This window comes from Methylomonas rapida (assembly GCF_024360925.2).
In the GTDB taxonomy this organism is placed as follows: Bacteria; Pseudomonadota; Gammaproteobacteria; order Methylococcales; family Methylomonadaceae; genus Methylomonas; species Methylomonas rapida.
Window position 1 is genome coordinate 2147194 of the sequence record NZ_CP113517.1, and the last position, 19619, is coordinate 2166812.

Consider the following 19619-nt stretch of genomic DNA (forward strand, 5'->3'; position numbering starts at 1 on the left):
CCAAACAGAGGTGGATGCTGAAACCGCATGACCGGTGGTGTGGCAGAGGTGACGGGCAAAAACCCGTCACCCCGAGCCGATCGACCGCGGTGTTTTAGCGCATCTTACCGCGTTATCTTTACGGGATGGTAATCGAGAACGAAGCTGTTCCGCCTTGTGGTATTGTCCCAGTCCGATATGTTGTGCCATTGCTAAATGTCAGCCCGTCGGCGAGTGAAATTTCATAGGTACCAACATTATCCGGCGCGATTACGGCGGTTACCGCTAAAGTCGCGGAGCCGGGACGTAAGTTGCCGACCGCACAGGTATTGGAGGCACCAATTGCAGTTTTGCAGACTATTAAGCTATTTATGGCGACAGTAAACGCATCGTCCGCCAACGAGCCATTGTCGTTTACCGTAACGCTGCCCGTTACGTTTTCGTCGATACAGGGTTCAGGATCAACTTTAGACTTCTTGTCATAAATTTTGCCATTGGGCGCATATTCCACATGGAGATGAGGTCCGCTGGAACCGCCTGAGTTATCAGATAATCCAACAGTGTCGCCTTGTGTAATTGTGTCATTAACCTTTTTTTGCACACTGTTTTTTTGCAGATGTGCGTAGAGGGAACGAGAACCGTCCGAATGTTTTACTACTACATATCGCCCCCATCCTTTTACCATTTTGCCTGACCGGGGATCCGGTACTTGCAATGGTCGTTCATCAAAACCTATTTTTTCAATGACGCCGTCGGCCATTGAGCGTACCGAGGTACCATCCGCTGCGCGGTAATCTGTGCCGTAATGGTTTTTTCCGTTATAAGGTGACGTGACCTCGCCATTTTCAATTGGTGAGCTTAGGCTACTGCCTTGGCAGGCTGTAGCAGCAGCCTTGGATAGACGTGTGAGGGCTCTGATACTAGGTGGTTCGATAATAGCATCTGGCGGTAATGGCTGCGGCTCTTCAACAGCGATGGTCAAAGTTCGATTTTGAAGGAAGTTTATTGGTGCGATAGTTGGTTTTGTCGGAGTAGTGGCAAGCAGAATAATGGCCTCGTAAGTCTGATTTGTATTGCGCCGGTTAGTAAAAGCTTCGGGTGGCAAAGTTACGGTGACAGTATTATTAACGCTAGAATAGGTTGAATCGAATAGTTCAAACTGATCCAACACTTCATCACCACCATCCTGGAAAATTTGTGCGAAGACTTGGATTTCCGATCCAACAGGCACTTGGGCAAGAAAGTCTGCAGGAACATTAATCACTGCTTCAAAGTCAGTTTGTGGCCTAACCGTACCTGAATTGAGCCGAAGTTCGTAACTCGTGCGCACACTCGCATCAAACATTACCTTACTAACTTCGAAATCACTAGCTGTTTCTGGAGATCTCGTGACAGAAAGCTCCACCAGTTGAGTCGTGGAAAAGCTTCCTTTCGGGAAGATGATTGACGCGTAGTTCGATAGCGAGACCTCGCCGCCATCTGATGAGATGAGGGTGCTGGCTCTGGGCACGGAGTTTTCCGATAGCAAATTAAACGATGGAGTGAATCTAAGATTGCCAGGGTTTCGGAACTTGATGCCGAAATTTTTAATCGCTTGACCTGGGGCAAGACCCGACGCGGTGACAGGTAAACTTAACATCGGTTTGCCTTCAGGTGAAAAATTGGTTGCGTTATATACCGAAACACTGTTCGGTAAACCAGAGACCACAAGAAACACAGATGGCTGAAGGGTAGAGCTACCAACATTTCGAACGGTAACCAACCCATCAAAGGTTTGCGTAGTACGATTATAAACAAGTGGGGCACTAACAATTGAAACTTGTGCAGTCACATCTGTGGGGTTTGCTTGGGTAGTCGTTGAAGCTAACCCTAGAAAAGCTAATAACGCTATTAAGAGCCTCATTTGGCGCGTGACGTAATAGCCGATAGTGCCGATAATGAGCAGCAATAATGTATTCGGTTCTGGAACTGAGTTAGGCGATGTCAGCGAGATAGTGAAACCTGATGGAGCGTATACTTCTTTGGTATTCGCACTGAGGACTAATAATGAATCCGCGCCTCTAGGATCAGCTGTCGTGAAGAGTGGCGTGCCGTTAAGGTTAAGAATACTCAGGGTGAGTGCGTCTGGAAAGCCTTGGATACCTGGATCTACAAGGGAAGAGTCAATGATGAAATTAAACCCAGCGTATACGTCAGTCAAATCGAAGAATAATGATGATATGACTTGATTGTCGGTAAACAAATATTCTCCTTGGTTAACCTGGGTCACAGAGCCATCGATGATGGATGGTAGGACGGATAATTCTCGTATAACCACCGAACTCCCAGAAACACCATCGCCATCAATAAAATCCATGACTGCGATTCCCGCCGTTGGTGTACTGGATGTCGTGGCGCTCAAATCTATTTTGATTGGTGCAGCGGATGCATTGGTGATCGAAACCAGACTCAAAAGTCCAAATATGACTCGCATTAAAATGCGCATAATTTACCTCCACATTGTTTTTGTTGACAAAAATCTAACTATTGAGGGGCTTGCAAAATTATGAAATTTTCTGCAAAAACCACTATATCTAGCGGTTTTTTTAAATAAGTCGACTACTAATAGCGGTATTTTGGGCTTCCAACTTTAGCCGGGACAGTGGTGGCGTAAACGTTCGCTGAGCGGTGAAGCCGAAGCGAATGGCTGACTTCGACGTCGTTCAGCCTGCTGACGATACTTTGTCCCGCTTTAATTGATAGCCGTATTTTGCAAGTGCCTCTATAACTTGATATTGGTTGACAATTCAGGCAAAGTGGCCTGCACATTTATAGTCAATATATCTAAGTCGCTATAAAATGATGGCTCAATAATTCTAAATAAACAACGGGTTAAAAACTATTCTGATGGAGCTCTGATCGTTCTGGTGCTCTGTTTATATTGTCGATTAATGCAATGGACTATAAATTGCCACTGACTTTATCAGGTAGTTATTTTATGTCAAGCGCAAAATCGCCAAGCTTGCTGGAGGATGTGCGTCGCATCATGCGGCTCAAACATTATTCCTTGCACACCGAGCGCAGTTACTGCGACTGGATCAAGCAGTTCATCAAGTTTCATCGAATGCAAGATAGACAGACTCTGTTCGAAGAAAGCGAGGGCAAAATCGAGGCTTTTTTGAGTCATCTGGCTATCGAGCGCAAGGTTGCGGCTTCCACTCAGAATCAGGCGATGAATGCGCTGATATTTTTGTATAAACAGGTATTGAGCCAGCCGCTGGAAAAACGCATCGATGCTATCCGCTCCAATACGCACCGGCATATTCCGGTGGTGTTGTCCGTGGAAGAAGTCAAACAGATATTGCCGCGATTGGAGGGCGCGGCGCAATTGGTGGTTAAGTTGTTGTATGGCAGCGGATTGCGGATCAGCGAGGCCGTTCGGCTTCGGGTGCAGGACGTCGATTTTGGCTATAAGCAAATTACCGTGCGGTCCGGCAAGGGCGACAAGGATAGAGTGACGACGTTTGCGGCAACCATGGTCCCGTTGCTACAAAATCATCTGGACACGGTCAAGGCTGTTCACCAGCAGGATTTGGCCGCCGGCTTCGGCGCCGTGTATTTACCGTTCGCATTGGCAAAAAAGTACCCCAATGCCGAATGGGAATGGGGGTGGCAGTATGTGTTTCCGGCTCGTTCACTGTCGGTGGACCCATTGTCCGGCGCGACCCGTCGCCATCATCTCGATCAATCGGTGATCAATAAGGCGATACGGGCGGCGGTGCGGCAGGCCGGCATTAGCAAACGGGTGTCCGCCCATACCTTTCGCCATAGTTTCGCCACGCATTTGCTACAACGTGGCACCGACATTCGCACCATCCTGGCTTTGTTGGGACATAGCGACTTGGAAACCACTATGATTTACACCCACGTACTGAATCAGGGTGGACAGGGCGTGGTCAGTCCGTTGGACGATCTGGCGCTATAGCATCCAGGCAGACGATCGGGTGCAACAGACTTTCGCCGTATTGCACCCAGTCTTTCAAACAGCCTTATTCCGCAACCGTTCCACCGGCAATCACCGCCGCGGGCCGCTGTTCGCCCTTGCCGATTTCCAGCAAGTCCCAGAACAACAGGCCACCGCCAACCGCGGTCATCAAGCCGAACACCATGCGCCAGACCATGGCTTGCATGAACCACGGGTGGTTTTGCGCGGCGAAGTAACCGGCCCAGGTCGAGCCTTCGACGGCGCGTTCGATAAACGATTGCTCGTAACCGGCGATCAATAGCGCCACGGTCATACCCAACACGCCCAGATTTAGCAAAATCGCCGCCGCCTTCCAGCGCCAGCCGTTGATCAAGTCGCCGCCCATCCAGACGTTGCCTCGCGCTTGCTGGGCCGCCAGGTAGAAGAAGGCGATGTTGATGGTCGCATAGGCGCCGAAGAAGGCCAGGTGGCCGTGCGAGGCCGACCATTGCGTGCCGTGGGTGTACAGGTTGATTTGCGGCAGCGTGTGCATGAATCCCCAAACACCGGCACCCAGGAAGTTGCCGAAGGTATGGGCGATGATCCAGGCCAGGGCGGGGTGATTGCTGTTTTTGAATTTATGCACGCCGGAATCGTAAATGGAATGCACGACCATTGCTACCAGCGGAATCGGTTCCAGCGCCGAGAAGAAGCCGCCGATGCTGAACCAGTATTCCGGCGTGCCGATCCAGAAATAGTGATGACCCAGGCCAAGAATGCCGGAGCCGAACATCAGCGCTACCTCGATATACAGCCAGGTCTGCACGACCTGGCGGCGCACGCCCAGCAGCTTCATCAGGCTCCAGGCCATGATGCAGCCAACCAGCACTTCCCAGGTCGCTTCGACCCATAGATGGATCACCCACCACCACCAGTATTGATCGACCGAAATATTGGTGACGTAGAACATGCCGGCCAGATACAGGCCGGCCAGGGCCACCAGATCCAGGGTCAACACGCCGGCAATGCCGGACCATTTGCCTTTGGCGAAGGTGGCGGCGACGTTATAAAAGAAGGTCAATACCACGGCGACGATGCCGATGTCGGCCCAGCGCGGGGCTTCGATGTATTCGCGGCCCTCGTTGATCAGCCACAGCGAGGTGTCGTTGCCGGCGCCGATCTGGATGAACAAATACACCAGCACGACCAGCGCGACCGCACCGGTCAGCACCCAAAACGCCAGTTGCCCCCATTTCAGGCCGACGATCTCGACGCCGCTCTCGTCTTCCAGAAACCAGTATACCGAGCCTAAAAAGCCGTACAGCATCCACACCACCATGGCATTGATGTGCACCATGCGGTTGACGTTGAAATCCAGGATTTCGTATAAAAAACTCGGGAAGATGAATTGCAGGCCGGCCAGCAGGCCGAACAGCAGTTGCGCCATGAACAGCACCATGGCGACGGTGAAGTAATGCACCGCCAGCTTTTGGCCGCCGGTCAAATGCGGATTGGCCATGAAGTCGGCGTGGCGTTGCTTGCAACCTGCCCAGCAGACAGCGGCTTTTTCTTGATAGGCTTGTAGCGTCATTTATTTGTCCTCTTCGCCCAGCGCGATGAAATTATGCGGAAAACCGTTGGTGTCGATGGATGCCATCCATTTCAAAAAGGCGACGATGCCCTCGGCCTCCTGTTGCGTGATGTCCAGATTCGGCATCTTGCGGTTGGAACCGAAGGTGCGGGCGTTTTTCTCGGGATCGAGCAGGAAATTGACCATCATTTGTTCGCGCGACTCCTTGGCGATCCAGCCCTGGTCCAGCCAGGCCTTGGTCAAGTCGGGCGCATAATAAGCGCCATTGCCGAGCAGGGTATGGCAGTTCATGCAGTTCTTGGCCTGCACGGTTTTCTTGCCCAGGTCGACCAGTTTTTCCGCTTCTTCTTCGCTCAGGGTTTTGCCGAACAGCGGCGCTTCGTCGCCGATTACCGGCTGATAGCGTTGTTTTTCCTTGTCGAATCGGTAACTGACGTCTTTGTTGATGACGCTGAAGGCCGGCACCCTGGGGCCGCCAGCGGAAATCTTCGCCAGCGAGTCGAAGGTCAAGATCACCAGCAACACGAACGATCCGCCGGTGACCCAGATCGCGGTTTTTTTCCAGAATGTTTCCGACGCCCAGCGCGGGACTTGCTCAGTCATGACGACCTCCAGGTTGATGTGAATGTTCGGTTTCGTCGCCATGGGTGGCAACGCACAAATGCCAGATCACGTGCGGCATGAAGGCATAGCCGACCGCCATCGTGAAGGACAGCAGCAGCCAGTGACCGCTGAAATGGTTGACGACGCTGAATATGCCAACGCACCCCAGCAAGGTCGCATAGGCAAGCCAGGCACCGATATAAGCCGGGCGCCGTTTGCTGAATTTGGCCCAGGCGAACAGAGCCGCATACAAGGCCGCGGTAAAAATAATCATCGCCGCGCTGAAAAAACTCAGAAAAAAGTCGGATAATGCGACAGGCTCGATCAACATAAGAATTTACCGATTAAGTAATAAGGATTTCGTCAGAAATAACTTCCTCTAATGGTTCCCATGCTCCGCGTGGGAACCTGTTCAAGAACGCTCTAGCGTCTCGAACCGCAGAGCGGTTCAGGCTGCATTCCCACGCGGAGCATGGGAGCGTACGGGAAATTATTTTCAACCAAATCCTAAGCAGCTTTAAAAATTCAAAATGGCCGCTGTCGCTAAGGCGCAAGCCGTTTGAAATCCATAGACTTGAGGTTGGCATGTACAACATAAGGTCAGTTTTTCAAGGAATTCTAATAGGTTAAAAACATGACTCTGATATGCAACTTTTGGCAAAGTGTAGAGCCTAATCAAACTTATTTCAAATACAACTTTTTTATCAAGGAATCATGCAACTGACTGCTCATACGGATTACGCATTGCGCGTGTTGATGTATTTAACCGTTCACTCCCAGCAACTGGTCACCATCAATGAGTTGGCCGAGTTTTTCCATGTCTCTAAAAATCATCTGGTCAAAGTGGTCCATCATCTGGGAACCAAGGGCTTCGTCCGCACGGTGCGCGGCAAGGGCGGCGGGATTTGTCTGGCCAGACCGGCCCAACAGATCAATGTCGGCCATGTGGTAAGAGAAATCGAAGGTCATTTTCAGATTGCCGAATGTTTCAACCCGAAAAAACAAGGTTTATGCGCGATTCATGCGCAATGTGGCTTGGCGGGACTGTTCAATGATGCGGTTGAGCATTTCCTGCAGGTGTTGGATGGGGCGGTATTGGCGGATTTGCTGCCGGCGGGCAGGCTTGCCGAAAACAGTGTGTCGAACGCCAACACGCCGCCACGAAGCGCAAAACTCAAGGAAACAAGGCAAAAGCCCGTTAGTTTTGATTGAGAGGTTGGCGCTGGAGACGGTCGAGCAGGGTATGTAAGGCCAAAGCGGAAATGATGAAACCGGCACCTGCTGCAATTTTCAATGTCAGGGGTTCTTGGTTGACGCTGTAACCCAACACCAGCGAGAACACCGGCGTAATCAATGTAATCAAGGCGACCGTCGTCGCGGCCAGATTGGCCAGCACGAAGTAATACAGCGCAAAGCCTATCGGTGTCGCAATCAATCCCAGATACAGTATCGACCACTGTGTTTGTACGGACAGGGTTTCAGGCAATGCGCCATGATCCAGCCAATACCAGGTCGCCAAATACGCCGGTAACGAGATCAGCATGCCGCCACTGATTTGGGTCAAAGCCGGTAAGCCGGCGCGTATTTGTTTGACCCAAACCGCGCTGGCGGCATGCAGGAAGGTGGCAAGCAACATGGCTATTACGCCTTGCAGCGCTTGTTGGCTAATCTCCAAAGCCGAATCGAACATCACCAGCAAACCGCCTAGGCCCAAGGTATAGGACAGTAATTTACCCCAACCCAGACTGCGTTCGCGCAAAAACACGGCCGCCAGCAAGGCCGTCATGAAGGGACACAAACCGAATATGATCGACACCCAGCCGGATGGGATGAAGCGCGCCCCCCAATAGGTGGCCAGCATGCTGAGATAAAGCTGCAAGGCCACCGCAAGATAGGTCAGAAGCGCTTTTCGATGCAGGCGCAAAGGCTGGCGCATGGCCAGCATCATTAGCAGCAAGCAGACGGCACCCAGCGACATGCGGGCGGTGACGCCGAACACATAGCTGACATCGACCGAACTCCATTTGATTGCCAGCGGTGTCGTGGACCAAAGCGCAACGACGGCAAGATAAGCCAGAAAAATGCGCACGCGCTTATTGTCTGGCGCGTTGGCTCAACAAATCATCGACGACGGCAGGATCGGCCAGCGTCGAGGTATCGCCCAGGTCGTGCACCTCATTGGCGGCGATCTTGCGCAGGATGCGGCGCATGATTTTGCCTGAGCGGGTCTTGGGCAGGCCGGGGGCCCATTGGATGAAGTCGGGCAGCGCGATTGCGCTGATTTCTTCCTTGACCAGCGCCAGGAGTTCCTTTCTCAGGGGTTCCGTCGGCTCGACGCCGACGTTCAGCGTCACATAAGCATAGATGCCCTGGCCCTTGATGGGATGCGGGTAACCGACCACGGCGGCTTCGGCCACGTCGTGATGCAATACCAATGCGCTTTCGATTTCCGCCGTGCCGAGGCGGTGGCCTGAAACGTTGATGACGTCGTCGACCCGGCCGGTGATCCAGTAATAGCCGTCTGCATCGCGGCGGGCGCCGTCGCCGGCAAAATAATAGCCCGGAAATTTCTTGAAATAAGTGTCGATGAAACGCTCATGGTCGCCATAAACCGTGCGAGCCTGACCGGGCCAACAATGGGTCAGCACCAGGATGCCTTCGGCTTCACCTTCCAGCAGATGGCCGTCGTTGTCGACGATCGCCGGCTGCACGCCGAAGAACGGCAAGGTGGCCGATCCGGGTTTCAAGTCGATGGCGCCCGGCAAGGGCGTGATCATGATGCCGCCGGTTTCGGTTTGCCACCAGGTATCGACGATGGGGCAACGGCTATCGCCGACCACGTGGTAATACCATTCCCAGGCTTCAGGATTGATAGGTTCGCCGACGCTGCCGAGTATGCGCAAGGAACTGCGGTCGGTGCGTTTGACAAATTCGTCGCCTTGCGCCATCAGCGCGCGAATCGCGGTCGGCGCGGTGTAAAAGATGTTGACCTGGTGTTTGTCGACCACCTGCCAAAACCGGTCGGCGGCGGGGTAGGTCGGCACGCCCTCGAACATCAAGGTCGTGGCGCCGTTGCACAACGGCCCATACAGCACGTAGGAGTGCCCCGTGATCCAGCCGATGTCGGCGGTACACCAATAAATGTCGCCGTCGTGGTAATCGAAGATGTATTTATGCGTCATCGCCGCATACAGTAAATAACCGCCGGTCGTGTGCATTACGCCCTTGGGTTTGCCGGTGGAGCCGGAGGTATACAGGATGAACAACGGGTCCTCGGCGTCCATCCAGACCGGTGGGCAATCTTCCGTCGCCAATTGCATAGCGGTTTGATAACAGACGTCGCGGCCTTCTGTCCATGGCACTGCATTGGCGAGATGGCGGATGACGATGACGGTATGCAAATTGGGGCATTGCGCGGCGGCCTTGTCGACGTTGACCTTGGTCGGCACGATTTTGCCACCGCGATAACTCTGGTCCACGCAGATCAAAAAATGGCAGTCGGCATCGAGAATGCGGTCGCGCAAGGCATCGGCGGAAAAACCGCCGAACACGATGGAGTGAATCGCGCCAATCCGGGCGCAGGCCAAAATCGCCACCGCGGCTTCCAGAATCATGGGTAGATAGATGCAAACCCGGTCGCCTTTTTTGACGCCTTGCGATATCAGCACATTGGCAAACTTGCAGACTTGGCGGTGCAATTCGCGGTAGGTAATCGTACGGTCGTAGGTTGGATTGTCGCCTTCCCAGATGATCGCGACCTGGTCACCGCGCGTTTCCAGATGTCTGTCCAGGCAGTTGTAGCTGACATTCAGTTTGCCGCCCTGGAACCAATGAACATCGCCTTTGCTGAAGTCGCAGCTCATCACCTGTTGCCAGGGTTGCTGCCAGTGCAGAAAAACTTCGGCTTGTTCCGCCCAAAAACCTTCGGGGTCTGCTATCGATTGCCGATAGAGTTTTTGGTAATTTTCGGCGTTAATATGCGCGTGACGGGCTATGTCCGGTTTGACGGGATAAATGTGGTGCTCTGACATGGTGATTCCTTGGGCCGGCTTCCGGTTTTATTAAGAGTCATGGCGGATCAACTGCATCTCCTGTTCCAAATCCTCGGGTTTCGGCTCGAGCCGAGGCGTCCCGACGATCTCGGCAATCCAAGTCCGCAATGGGTCGGTATTATAGGTCGTCAATCCAGAAAATGGCTTTTTCTATTGCGTCTGTTGGGCGGGGGGGTGCAAGGGCTGAATTAAGCTGATTCAGCAAGCCAATACAGACAGATAGTGCAGGAATCGACGAATCACCGCAAAATAAGTGCCTTTGCGATCCCGTCGCGCCACAAGAAACTCATGGTTAGAGTATGAACTCAGAAAAGACTTTTAAACCCTTAGGCTGTAGTGAATGTAGAAACTTGGACAAGCTCGGCATCGATTTTTCGATGGCGTTTCAACCGATTGTGGATATCAGCGACCATTCCGTTTATGGCTACGAGGCCTTGGTCAGAGGGTTGAATAACGAAGGCGCCATGACGATATTGTCACAACTCAATGACCAAAACAGATACCGATTTGATCAATCCATACGGGTCAAGGCAATCGACTTCGCGCAAAAACTGGATTTACAGGGCGTGTTGAGCATCAATTTCCTGCCCAATGCCGTTTACAATCCGGAAACCTGTATTCGAGCCACCTTGGAAGCGGCGGCCGAAAGGAATTTTCCGCTCGAAAGGATTCAGTTCGAGGTGACTGAAACCGAAGAAGTCAAAGACGACCATTTGAAAAATATTTTTCTGGAATACAAACAACACCGGTTCATTACGGCCATCGACGATTTCGGAGCCGGCTATGCCGGCTTGAACATGCTTGCCGATCTTCATCCCGATGTATTGAAGCTGGACATGGCGATGACCCGTAATATCGATCAAGATCGCGTCAGGCGCTCCTTGGTGTTTGCAATTTTGGCGGCGTGCCGTGAACTGTCGATCAAGGTGATTGCGGAAGGTATCGAAAGCCGCGCGGAATGTCTGACGCTGGCGGATCAAGGGGTGACGCTGTTTCAAGGTTACTGGTTTGCCAAGCCTGGTTTCGAGTCGTTGCCGGAGGTTCCCGCACAGATTTGGGATCAACTACGTTTTCGGCGCATGTCCGATAGAGATAAATGGCAATAATTTCGCCTGCGTGCCTATCCCGGGAGTCCTGACCGGGGCGATTCAATCGCACGTATCCTGCCGAGATTTTGCGGTTGCCAATGCGCGACGGCCCAAGCCAATTGCTCCGGTATCGGGGCGTTTTGTAAAAATGACGGCGGGTTTTGCTTCAGCATGACCAGCAATGTATAAACGGTTGCGCCCGGATGCGCATCATCGACCGGCGCGGCCAGCGTTTGTTTGCTGAGTTTGTTGCCGTGCTCGTCGACGATCAGCGGCAGATGCAGGTAATGCGGTTGCGGATAAGCCAATAAACCTTGCTGATAGATTTGCTTGGGGGTGGAGTCCAATAAATCGGCGCCGCGTACGACATGATTGACCCCTTGCTGCTCATCGTCGACCACGACGGCAAATTGATAGGCGATGATTTGGTCGCGTCGGCGAACGATGAAATCGCCCTGATCGCGAGCCAGATTCTGCCTGACCAGGCCCTGCAAGGCATCGTCGAATTCGATGAATATATCCTGGGTTTTCAGACGCCAGGCCGACGAATCGTCGAACGGGTAGCCGGCCTCCCGGCAAACTCCAGGATACACCGTGGCGGTTCCCAGGGTTTTGCGGCTGCAATGACAGGCGTAGAGCCAATGTTGTTGGCGTAATTGAGACAGGACTTCATCGTAATGGTCCAGCTGCCGGCTTTGATAATACACTTCGCCATCCCAATGCAAGTCAAAGCGTTCCAGGCAGCGCAAAATAGCATCATCGGCGCCTTTGACGTTACGTGGCGTATCCAGATCGTCGATGCGCAGACGCCATAAACCACCATGTGCGCGGGCATCCAGATAACTGGCCAGGGCGGTGTAAAGCGAGCCGAGATGAAGCGGGCCGGTGGGCGAGGGTGCGAACCGGCCGATGTAAACAGAATGGTTATTAGGCAGGATCAACCCATTTGTTTTTCGCGGATTTCATCCAGGGTTTTGCAATCGATGCACAAGGTGGCGGTTGGACGGGCTTCCAATCGACGGATGCCGATTTCGACGCCGCAGGTTTCGCAATAGCCGTAATCGCCGTTTTCGATGTTTTTCAAGGCTTCTTCGATCTTCTTGATCAATTTGCGCTCACGATCGCGGGTACGCAGTTCCAGGCTGAACTCGGATTCCTGGGTGGCTCTATCGTTCGGATCGGGGAAGTTGGCGGCATCATCCTGCATGTGGTGCACGGTGCGATCCACCTCTTCCATCAACTCGGCTTTCCAGTTGTTCAGGATATTGGTGAAATGCTGCAACTGGGCCTCGTTCATGTATTCTTCACCTTCCTTTTCTTCATAAGGTTTGAAGGTAAATTCTGACGTGGAACTATTCATCCATTGACTCCTGACTGACAGTAAAAAAATCGGGGCTTTTTATCAGAATGGTCGGGTACAAGCAAGAAGTTTGTTATGATGCCCGCGCTTTTACCCTACACAACGGACATTATGAAACAGCAAGTCGCAGAGCGCATGCAGGGCATTTCCGCCTTTTATGTCATGGAGTTACTTCAGCGCGCCAAGGAATTGGAGCGCCTGGGCCGGGACATCATCCACATGGAAATTGGCGAGCCCGATTTCCCGACGCCGCAAGGCGTGATCGATGCAGGTAGGGCCTTACTACAGACCGGTGAAGTCAAATACACGGCTGCAGCCGGTTTGCCGGAACTTCGTTCCTGCATCGCCGACTATTACCAACAGCAATACGGTGTCAAACTGGATGCCCGGCGCGTATTCATTACCCCTGGCGCATCGGGAGCGTTTTTGCTGGCTTTCGGCATCAGCCTGAATCCTGGCGAGCAGGTGATGATGTCCGATCCTTGTTATCCGTGTAATGATAATTTCGTGCGCTTGTTCAACGGCAAAACTCATTTCGTCGATGTCGATGCCACTACCGGCTATCAACTGACGGCGGATTTGATCGCCAGGCACTGGCATCAGGCCAGCAAAGGCGTACTGGTGGCGTCACCGTCCAATCCCACCGGCACCTTGCTAGGCGAAGGCGAGTTGCAGCGCGCCATCGATACGGTAAACGATCTGGGCGGCTGTTTTTACTCCGACGAGATTTATCACGGTTTGGTTTACGACCAGTCTGCCGCCAGCGCTTTGCAATTCAGCGACGATGTGTTCGTCATCAACAGCTTTTCCAAATATTTCGGCATGACCGGCTGGCGTATCGGCTGGCTGGTGGTGCCGGATGGTTTCGTCGAAGCCGCCGAAAAACTGGCGCAAAATATTTTCATTTCCACGCCGACGCACTCGCAACATGCGGCGCTGGCCTCGTTCACCCCCGAGAACAAGGCTGAATTGGAGCGACGCCGGCTTGAATTCAAAACGCGTCGGGACTTTTTGTATGAAAATCTACTGAAACTGGGATTCAAAATCGCTTGTAAGCCAGAGGGCGCTTTTTATATTTACGCCGATTGCAGCGCGTTTACCGACAACAGTTTTGAATTCGCGCGTTCACTATTGGAGCAAGAAGGCGTGGCCGTGACGCCGGGGCGGGATTTTGGCCAGCATTTGGCTGATCAACACATCCGTTTTGCATATACCGCGTCTGTCGATAGAATGGCCGCCGCTTTAGAAAGATTGGAACGATTCCTATGCCGATAACACAATGCACCTCGCAACAAATTCAACAACGCCTGCAAGATGGCGATAAACTGATGCTTTTGGATGTGCGTGAGCCCAACGAATATGCCTTTGCCCACATCGAAGGCAGCTTGCACATCCCTCTACGCCAATTGCCGGAACGCGCGGAAGAGTTGGAGAAGGACCTGGATATCGTGGTGCTCTGCCATCATGGCATGCGCAGTCAGCAAGCGTGCTTGTTTTTGGAACAATACGGTTTCAATCGGCTGTATAACTTAAAGGGCGGAATAGACGCCTGGTCTTTAACCTGCGATCCATCAATTCCTCGCTACTAATAATCAATATATGTTTTTAAAACAATTTTACGAGACTCACGACAATAGCATTCGTATTCCGGCTCACCAGGCCAGCACCTTTGCCAAGGAAATCGCCCATGATTTCAATCCATTGCATGATGCCGACGCCAAGCGTTTCTGCGTGCCGGGCGATTTGTTGTTTTCATTGGTGCTGGAGAAATATGGCCTCAGCGAAAACATGCACTTCATTTTTTCCGGCATGGTGGGCGATGGGGTGTTGTTGAATTTCCCGGATACCGATGCCGATCAAATCGATGTGACCGACCATCAAGGCAAAACCTATTTGCAGATACAACGTTCCGGCAGGATCAATCACGACCGCGCGATGTTGGAAACCTTGATTCGCGATTATGTGGCGTTTTCCGGACAAAACTTTCCTTATGTGCTGGTGCCGTTATTGGAGAAGGAAAATGTCATGTTCAATATCGACCGACCGTTGGTGATTTACGAAAGCATGACCTTGAACATGCGCCAGATCGAAATTCGGCAACCGCGCCTGGAAATGCTGGAACCAACGATGGAGGTCAACGGCAAACGCGCCACCGCTTATCTGCATTTTCAAATCAGATCGGGTGATGAGGTGGTCGGTTCGGGTTTCAAGAAGCTGGCGGTCAGCGGTTTGCGCGAATACGAAGCCGAACCCATGCAGGCCTTTGTGGACGGTTATTTGGCGCGTAAACACAGTTATCTGGCTAATCTGGCCGATGCTTGACCCGTATTCGAACGATCGTAGGTCCTGGTAGCGTAGTTTTTATCGGCTGGGTAAGCTCCAGCGTCATGCTGAAACCGGGATTATTCGTGCTTGCGCCGGCAGCGGTTTTGGTTTTCTATCCCGTTGAAGGATGTCGCAAAAGCGACCTCTCCCTGCGGGAGAGGGCAGGGGTGAGGGGGGTATTGGAGAAGGGATCGTATTACCTTTACGACATTCTCTTTTCACAGAAGGGGCAACAATCTTGTGATTCGGAGCAAGCCAAATTCCGGGAAGTCGTTTATGAGCATGCCCTAACCTGAAAAAGCTGAAGCATTTTCACTCCAGAACCTCATCCCGGCGTGCAACAGCTTTAGCCATGGCTTAAAGGGCGTCAATAGTTAGCGCTGTTTTTAGTTTTACGACGCCTTTCATTGAACCTCAGGAAAATCCGATGAAAAGACTCGCTTACCTCGTTGCCGTTGCTGCTTTGCTCAATGCCTGTTCCACCGTCGATTCGGGCCAACCTGCCTTGCATGCCGTGCAAGATCAAGAACTGCGCAGTCTGATGGCCAGAATGAACGGTCTGATGATGGAGCGTTTCATGACCGAGGAGGAAATGGACCGGGAGCGCAGCCGCTATGCGGGGCAGATCGTCAATGCCGCAAAAATCCTGGCGACGACCGCGGCGAGTTTGCAGAACAAGCTTCCGGGCCTGGGATTGAGTGACGACGAACAGGTGTCTTTTCGTGCCTTGGCGAATCAACTAGGCCAGCATGCCAATGACTTGCAGCAGCAAGCCGAGAACAATAGTTTTAACGCGATGTCGAGCACGCTGCGTGACATGAGGAATACCTGCCAAGCCTGCCATGTGCTGTTCAGAAAGTTTTGATTGAGGCTAATGATGAATAGGCGTTTACCGGCTTGGGTGGTTTTCTTTTATGGGCTGCTCGCATCGAATGCCTTCGCTGAAGATGATATGCGCGCGCTGGTCAAGGAACTGGTTACGCAAGTCAAGGCTTTGAAAGAGCAAGTGGCGCAATCCAACGCGCGCATCGATGAGTTGGAGCAAAAACTCCAACAGACGCATCATTCGCAAGCCCAAGCTCAATCAGTGTCTCCGGTCGCGCCAAGCCCGACCCTCGCGGCCGCCAAAGACGTGCAAGCCACGGAGGGCAAGCCGCTAGTGACGGCCGGCGATGTCAAGGACACCATCAAATTCCCCGGCACCGACACGTCGATCGGCATCGGGGGGTTTGTCAAGCTGGATACCTTGTTTAGCAATGTCGGCATGGGCGAGAATAAATTCGGCAATCAGCGTTTGGAAATCGCTCAAATTCCTGTCGGACCGGTACCCAGGGGCGACGACGATCAAATCAGCTTGCATGCCAAGGAAAGCCGGTTCTGGTTCAAGTCGTTCACGCCGACGCAATGGGGTAATATCAATACCTACCTGGAGCTGGATTTTTATGGCGACGCAGGCACCACCAATTATACGCCCAGGCTGCGTCATGCCTATGGTTCGTTGGGTAATTTGCTGGCCGGGCAAACCTGGACCACCTTTTTGAACAGTCAAGCGATTGCCGATACCCTGGACAACGGCAATTCCGTCGGCTCGGTGTTGTTGTTACGCCAACCCTTGCTCCGCTGGACGCAACCGTTTTCGCTCGCGGGGCTGGCCATGGATTGGCAACTAGCGGCGGAAGCGCCGCGCAGCCGGGTGTGGGATGCCGCCACTCAAAACATGCGCAGCGTCAGCAATAGCCATTACCCGGATGGGGTGGCGCGGCTGAATTTTTATCCGCGCTGGGGCAATGTTTCCTTGGCGGCTCTCGGTCGACAGCTCAAGTTTACCCCGGCACTTACTCAAACAGAGCAATCGGTTTGGGGCGGAGCCGTGAGCGTGGCCGGCAAGATCGACACCTTCGACGCGGACAATCTGCGTTTCATGCTGAGTTACGGTAATGTATTGGGACGCTATGCCGCCAACGACTTTTTTGAAGATGGCGTCATCACCGCCGCGGGCGAATTGGAGCCGCTGGTTAGCTACAGTGGCTTGCTGGCCTATCAGCATTGGTGGGACAAGTCCTGGCGCTCGACGCTGGCGCTCGGATTTACCCGCGCCGATCAACCGGGCTTTGCGGCGCTGGCCAATCAGGAAGCCCAGTCGATTCATGCGAATTTGTTATGGAATCCGATCATGCAAACGACGATAGGACTCGAATATATTTATGCCAACCGCGAGTTGACCAATGGGCAAAGCGGCGAGTTGCAACGGGTGCAGTTCTCCACCCGTTTCAACTTTTGATCGCGTCTTGTGCTTCGTTCAAATCCGGGTGTCAAAAGGCTCGACGATGACCATTTGTCCTTCGTCCACGCCGGCGCAATCCTTGTCCAGCACGATAAAGCAATTGGCGAGGCTCGCGACTTTGAGCTGGTGCGAATCCTGTGGGCCTGCCGCTTTTACGCTGAATTCACCCGCTGAGGTTTGCCTGAGAATGCCGCGTTGATACTCCTGCCGGCCCGGTGATTTGCGTAATGCGCTCTCGCAGCGCGCCAGCAGTTGAATGGTTGCATGGGCCGGCGCGCCAGCCAGCTGATCCAGGGCGGGCTTGACGAATTGTGCGAAAGTAACCAGCACGGCCACCGGATTGCCGGGTAAGCCAAAAAACCAGCAATTGCCGATTTTGCCAAAAGTCAGAGGTTTGCCGGGTTTGACGGCAAGTTTCCAGAAATTGACCTCGCCGTATTTTTCCAGGGCCTGGTTGACAAAATCCGCTTCGCCAACCGAAGCGCCCCCGGTTGAAAGCAGCATGTCGAAATTTTTCGCCGCATCGGCCAGCGTTTCTTCCAGTTGTAAACGATCGTCTCGAATCACGCCCAAATCGGTAACCGCGTAGGCAGAGTCGTTCAGCAAGCCCGCCAGTAGATAACGATTGCTGTCGTAAATCTGGCCTGCTTGCAGGGGCGTGCCTATTGGGGTCAATTCGTCGCCGGTGGAAAAAAAACCGATTTTCAATTGGCGGTACACTTCTATCGAGTCGACGCCCGCCGCGGCCAGCAAGCCCAAATCATTGGGTCTCAATTTTTTGCCCGCATCCAGCAAAGTCTCGTGTTTTCTGACATCGCTACCAGCGGCCCGGATGTTTTTTCCTGGTCTGGTGTCGCTAGGGAAGGTGATGTCATGATCCACGACGTACACTTGTTCTTGTGCAATCACGCTATCGGCAAAATCCGGCACTACGGCGCCAGTGAAAATCCGCACGCATTGTTTGCGACCCGCCGTACCTTCAAACGGCTTTCCGGCCCAGGACGTGCCGACCATTTTCAACGTAAAGGCCGTGTTTTCAGCGATATCCGCGCTGGAAAAGGCATAACCATCCATGGCTGCGTTACGTTGCGGCGGAATGTCGATTGGCGACGTCACGGATTTTGCCAATATGCGCCCCAGTGCTTGGCCGAGGTCGATGCGTTGATGGTCATCGATTCCGCTGATCGCTTGGCGAATACGCTGGCGCGCGTCATCCACGGACAGCAGCTTGGCGCTTTTAGGGTAACAAATGTCGGTCACGGGTTTGGCTCGAAAAAATGTTGGAAAATAAAGTCCGCGATGGCGTCAGGATCGTTCAAATCCAGGCGCGGCAGGCAATCCGTACTATCCAGCTGCCTGTCGCTGGCGATGGCAATGATGCTGTCGTCTTCGGGATAGAGTGGTGGTTTGCCCAAACTGGGGCGGTGCAGTTCGATCTTGGCGAAACGTTCATGGCGAAAACCTTCCACCAGAATCAAATCTAGGTCATCCTGAGGAAAATCAGCGAGCTGCGCCTGTAAATCCAGCTCACGTGGAGGATGAAACTCGGTGATCAAGGCGCGGCGGTGCGGTGAAACGATCATGACCGGTGACGCGCCGGCTGCTCTGAGTGTATGGCTATCCTTGCCGGGATGGTCGATTTCAAAATCGTGGTGGCTGTGCTTAATGACGCCGATTTTCAAGCCGCGATGTTTCAAAATCGGTATCAAGCGCGCCAGTAAGGTAGTTTTGCCGGTACCGCTGCGCGCGGCAAAGCCGAGAATGTGTGGCGAATGCATGGGCGGTTTGCATGATGGGAATGGTCAGACATTCTAAGGTATTATGACCGATGTTGTTAGGGCTTTGCGGGGGAAATGGTGATACGCATTCTGTTACTGATGGTGCCGGTGGTGTTGGTTTATCTAGCCATCCGCTGGTTTCGGAAAACGCCGCCCGAGGAAATACGCCGTCGGCTGAAGAAAAATGGCTGGATCATCGCCATAACCGTGTTGTTGGCGTTGGCGACGACTGGCAAGCTCAATGTACTGCTTGCCGCGCTGGGTGTGGCGATCGCGTTCATCGTGCGCCTAATCCCTGTGATCTTGCATTATGCGCCGCAACTGCAACGCTTGTGGATGTTATATGTCAGTGGAAAGCAACAATGGCATGGTCAGCGGCAACAGCATGATCAACAATCCCCCCCCAGGCAACGAAGCGGCAGGATGAGCAAGGCCGAAGCCCTGGAGGTGCTGGGACTCAAGCCCGGAGCCAGCGAGGAAGACATCATCCAGGCGCATCGAAAACTCATTTCCAAACTGCACCCTGATCGCGGCGGCTCCGATTATTTGGCGGCGCAAATCAATTTGGCCAAAAAAACGCTGTTGAACGGGTAGCGAAGCCGGCGATTTTTGACTC

Annotated in this window: 19 protein-coding genes; 9 read left to right on the forward strand and 10 right to left on the reverse strand. The window is 53.0% G+C overall.

What is annotated here, in order from left to right:
• Positions 1-118 precede the first annotated feature (118 nt).
• The gene (locus NM686_RS10050) at positions 119-2464 is read right to left on the reverse strand and encodes a M23 family metallopeptidase (protein ID WP_269022825.1); all 2346 of its coding nucleotides are present in this window, start codon (positions 2462-2464) and stop codon (positions 119-121) included.
• A gap of 492 nt (positions 2465-2956) precedes the next feature.
• On the opposite strand from NM686_RS10050, the gene NM686_RS10055 reads away from it, so the two are divergent.
• Complete coding sequence (locus NM686_RS10055; RefSeq protein ID WP_255187742.1) at positions 2957-3943, forward strand: integron integrase; 987 nt, start codon at positions 2957-2959, stop codon at positions 3941-3943.
• A gap of 64 nt (positions 3944-4007) precedes the next feature.
• Here the strand turns inward: NM686_RS10055 and NM686_RS10060 are convergent, their stop codons facing one another.
• Genes NM686_RS10060 through NM686_RS10070 form a run of 3 tightly spaced genes read right to left on the reverse strand, consistent with a single transcriptional unit; the run spans position 4008 to position 6447 of the window.
• Entirely contained in the window at positions 4008-5513 is a 1506-nt protein-coding gene (locus NM686_RS10060; protein WP_255187743.1) for a cbb3-type cytochrome c oxidase subunit I, read from the reverse strand.
• Positions 5514-6116 carry a c-type cytochrome gene (locus NM686_RS10065; RefSeq protein WP_255187744.1) on the reverse strand — a complete coding sequence of 201 codons (603 nt, stop codon included), beginning with the start codon at positions 6114-6116 and terminating at the stop codon, positions 5514-5516.
• Complete coding sequence (locus NM686_RS10070; protein WP_255187745.1) at positions 6109-6447, reverse strand: hypothetical protein; 339 nt, start codon at positions 6445-6447, stop codon at positions 6109-6111. The genes NM686_RS10065 and NM686_RS10070 overlap by 8 nt, the downstream gene beginning before the upstream one ends.
• Positions 6448-6830: 383 nt before the next feature.
• On the opposite strand from NM686_RS10070, the gene NM686_RS10075 reads away from it, so the two are divergent.
• Positions 6831-7328: an RrF2 family transcriptional regulator gene (locus NM686_RS10075; RefSeq protein WP_255187746.1), complete on the forward strand. Its 498-nt coding sequence runs from the start codon at positions 6831-6833 to the stop codon at positions 7326-7328.
• Here the strand turns inward: NM686_RS10075 and NM686_RS10080 are convergent.
• Both NM686_RS10080 and acs read right to left on the reverse strand, forming a co-directional pair.
• A complete protein-coding gene (locus NM686_RS10080; RefSeq protein ID WP_255187747.1) occupies positions 7315-8205 on the reverse strand; it encodes a DMT family transporter in 891 nt (296 codons plus the stop codon). The two genes, NM686_RS10075 and NM686_RS10080, sit on opposite strands and share 14 nt — an antisense overlap.
• A 4-nt stretch (positions 8206-8209) precedes the next feature.
• Positions 8210-10147: an acetate--CoA ligase gene (gene acs / locus NM686_RS10085; protein ID WP_255187748.1), complete on the reverse strand. Its 1938-nt coding sequence runs from the start codon at positions 10145-10147 to the stop codon at positions 8210-8212.
• A gap of 398 nt (positions 10148-10545) precedes the next feature.
• Here acs and NM686_RS10090 point away from each other — a divergent pair, with 398 nt between their 5' ends.
• The gene (locus tag NM686_RS10090; protein ID WP_269022830.1) at positions 10546-11274 is read left to right on the forward strand and encodes an EAL domain-containing protein; all 729 of its coding nucleotides are present in this window, start codon (positions 10546-10548) and stop codon (positions 11272-11274) included.
• Between the two features lie 14 nt (positions 11275-11288).
• Here the strand turns inward: NM686_RS10090 and gluQRS are convergent, their stop codons facing one another.
• Both gluQRS and dksA read right to left on the reverse strand, forming a co-directional pair.
• Positions 11289-12197, reverse strand: a complete 909-nt coding sequence (gene gluQRS / locus NM686_RS10095) for a tRNA glutamyl-Q(34) synthetase GluQRS (RefSeq protein ID WP_255187750.1) — start codon at positions 12195-12197, stop codon at positions 11289-11291.
• On the reverse strand, positions 12194-12616 hold the full coding sequence (gene dksA, locus NM686_RS10100) for an RNA polymerase-binding protein DksA (RefSeq protein ID WP_255187751.1): 423 nt from the start codon (positions 12614-12616) through the stop codon (positions 12194-12196). The genes gluQRS and dksA overlap by 4 nt, the downstream gene beginning before the upstream one ends.
• A 111-nt stretch (positions 12617-12727) precedes the next feature.
• On the opposite strand from dksA, the gene NM686_RS10105 reads away from it, so the two are divergent.
• The 5 genes from NM686_RS10105 (at position 12728) to NM686_RS10125 (ending at position 17222) form a co-directional block, all read left to right on the forward strand.
• Positions 12728-13891: a pyridoxal phosphate-dependent aminotransferase gene (locus tag NM686_RS10105; protein WP_255187752.1), complete on the forward strand. Its 1164-nt coding sequence runs from the start codon at positions 12728-12730 to the stop codon at positions 13889-13891.
• Entirely contained in the window at positions 13882-14205 is a 324-nt protein-coding gene (locus NM686_RS10110; RefSeq protein ID WP_255187753.1) for a rhodanese-like domain-containing protein, read from the forward strand. The genes NM686_RS10105 and NM686_RS10110 overlap by 10 nt, the downstream gene beginning before the upstream one ends.
• A 10-nt stretch (positions 14206-14215) precedes the next feature.
• On the forward strand, positions 14216-14938 hold the full coding sequence (locus NM686_RS10115) for a DUF3581 domain-containing protein (RefSeq protein ID WP_255187754.1): 723 nt from the start codon (positions 14216-14218) through the stop codon (positions 14936-14938).
• 430 nt (positions 14939-15368) lie between these two features.
• Positions 15369-15806, forward strand: coding sequence for a cytochrome c (locus NM686_RS10120; protein ID WP_255187755.1), 438 nt, complete (start codon positions 15369-15371; stop codon positions 15804-15806).
• Positions 15807-15815: 9 nt separating this feature from the next.
• Positions 15816-17222: a DcaP family trimeric outer membrane transporter gene (locus tag NM686_RS10125; protein ID WP_269022833.1), complete on the forward strand. Its 1407-nt coding sequence runs from the start codon at positions 15816-15818 to the stop codon at positions 17220-17222.
• Between the two features lie 18 nt (positions 17223-17240).
• Here NM686_RS10125 and moeA read toward each other — a convergent pair whose 3' ends face one another.
• On the reverse strand, positions 17241-18485 hold the full coding sequence (moeA, locus tag NM686_RS10130; RefSeq protein WP_255187757.1) for a molybdopterin molybdotransferase MoeA: 1245 nt from the start codon (positions 18483-18485) through the stop codon (positions 17241-17243).
• The gene (gene mobB / locus NM686_RS10135) at positions 18482-19003 is read right to left on the reverse strand and encodes a molybdopterin-guanine dinucleotide biosynthesis protein B (protein ID WP_255187758.1); all 522 of its coding nucleotides are present in this window, start codon (positions 19001-19003) and stop codon (positions 18482-18484) included. The genes moeA and mobB overlap by 4 nt, the downstream gene beginning before the upstream one ends.
• A gap of 75 nt (positions 19004-19078) precedes the next feature.
• Between mobB and NM686_RS10140 the strand changes: the two genes are divergently transcribed.
• Positions 19079-19597, forward strand: a complete 519-nt coding sequence (locus tag NM686_RS10140) for a DnaJ domain-containing protein (protein ID WP_255187759.1) — start codon at positions 19079-19081, stop codon at positions 19595-19597.
• Positions 19598-19619: the final 22 nt, after the last annotated feature.